This window comes from Streptomyces synnematoformans, assembly GCF_039531005.1.
GTDB classification, from domain to species: Bacteria; Actinomycetota; Actinomycetes; order Streptomycetales; family Streptomycetaceae; genus Streptomyces; species Streptomyces synnematoformans.
In genome coordinates this window covers 1-1,934 of the sequence record NZ_BAAAPF010000598.1, presented here as the reverse complement: position 1 = coordinate 1,934, position 1,934 = coordinate 1, and the positions used below count along the sequence as shown (strand labels likewise).

Genomic DNA, 1,934 nt, shown 5'->3' with positions numbered 1-1,934 from the left:
CGACCGGCCTCGGCGTGCGCCGCACCGGAGCCGGCGGCGGGCCGTCGTCGGTCTCCCCTGTGCGCCGGTTCGGCCGCCCTCTCCCCGTGCCCGTTTCGCCGCACTCCGTCGGGGTCCAGCCTGCCTTCGACGCGGCCGAAAGTTTCGCGGTGGAGGCTTGACGGTGCGGAGCGGCCGTCTTACGCTCCGCTCAGTATTGCGAACGTAGTTCGATATTCCGAACATAATTCCTCCAGCGGTGGCGCACCTGCGCACTCGGGAGCGCCCCCCACCTCCCGGAGATGTCATGGTCATGACTACAAGCTCGTTACGCCGCCGTCCCCTGCGCGTCGGTCTCCTCCTCGCCGTCATCGCCCTGCTCCTCGGCGGCGGCACCACGGTCGCGCCGCAGCGGGCGGCGGCCGTGCCGGTCATCGACACCGACGCGTCGTACGTCCTGGTCAACCGGCACAGCGGCAAGGCGCTCGACGTGTACGACCTGGCCACCCACGACGGCGCGGAGATCGTGCAGTGGACGCGCAACGACGGCGCCTGGCAGCAGTGGCAGTTCGTCGACTCCGGCGGCGGCTACTACCGGCTGAGGTCCCGGCACAGCGGCAAGGTGCTGGACGTGGCCGACTCCTCGACCGCCGACGGGGCCGGCATCGTGCAGTGGTCCGACCAGAACCGGGCCAGCCAGCAGTTCCGGCTGGCCGACTCCGCCGGCGGACACGTGCGCCTGCTCAACCGCAACAGCGGCAAGGCGCTCGACGTGCTGGACTTCTCGACGGCCGACGGGGCCCGGGTGGTCCAGTGGCCGGACCTCGACGGCGCCAACCAGCAGTGGCAGCTGATCAAGCTGGGCTCCGGCACGTTCACCAACCCCGTCAAGCGCAACGGCCCCGACCCCTGGCTGCAGTACCACGACGGGTACTACTACCTGACCACGACGACGTGGAACTCGACGATCACCATGCGCCGCTCCCCGACCCTCGGCGGTCTGTCCAGCGCGCCGGAGACGACGGTGTTCAACCTCGCGGGGCGGCCGAACGGCTGCTGCAACATGTGGGCGCCGGAGTTCCACCTCCTCGACGGCCCCAACGGCCCGCGCTGGTACCTGTACTACGTCGCCGGCCGGGACGTGCCCGACTACAACCCCACCCAGCGCCTGCACGTGCTGGAGAGCGACGGCACCGACCCGATGGGCCCGTACCACTTCAAGGCCGACCTGGGCGACACCTGGGAGCTGGACCCGAGCATCCTGCGCCACAACGGCCGCATCTACCTGCTGGGCAGCGCGACCGACGGTCTACAGAGCCTGACCATCACCCCGTTGAGCAATCCGTGGACGCTCGGCGGCCCGCGGCGCACCATCAGCCAGCCGACGCACTCCTGGGAGCGGCAGACCCACCCGGTCAACGAAGGCGGCGAGCCCCTGTACCACGACGGCCGGACGATGATCGTCTACTCGGCCAGCGCCTGCTGGGGGCCCGACTACAAACTGGGCCTGCTCACCCTCACCGGCACCGACCCGCTCAACCGGAACCACTGGACCAAGTCCCCCGACCCCGTTTTCCAGCGCAGCGACGCCAACGGCGTCTACGCCCCCGGCCACAACGGGTTCTTCACGTCACCCGACGGCAGCGAGGACTGGATCGTCTACCACGCCAACGACTCGGCCTCCGGCGGCTGCGACATGAACCGCTCCACCCGCGCCCAGAAGTTCACCTGGAACGCCGACGGCACCCCGGACTTCGGTACGCCGGTCAGCACCGGAGTCGCGCTCCCCGCGCCCTCGGGCGAATGAACGGCGGCGTACCCGACACCCACCCCACCCCACGCCAAGGAGACGACCGTGACCCGAACCCCCCGCCACGACTCCACCGCCACCGCACCGCCGGCCGCTCGCCCGCCGCCGCGTTCGTCGCCCCGGTCGCCACGCACGCCAGCACGTC

General features: G+C 70.7%; 1 protein-coding gene. It reads left to right on the top strand.

Features of this window, described 5'->3' with window-relative positions; genetic code table 11:
* The first annotated feature begins 292 nt into the window (after window positions 1-292).
* Window positions 293-1,786: a family 43 glycosylhydrolase gene (locus ABD317_RS36400; protein ID WP_425582532.1), complete on the top strand. Its 1,494-nt coding sequence runs from the start codon at window positions 293-295 to the stop codon at window positions 1,784-1,786.
* Window positions 1,787-1,934: the final 148 nt, after the last annotated feature.

Coding starts and splice junctions, on each gene's coding strand:
- ABD317_RS36400 (WP_425582532.1), top strand. CDS start 293: ATGACTACAAGCTCGTTACGCCGCCGTCCCCTGCGCGTCGGTCTCCTC.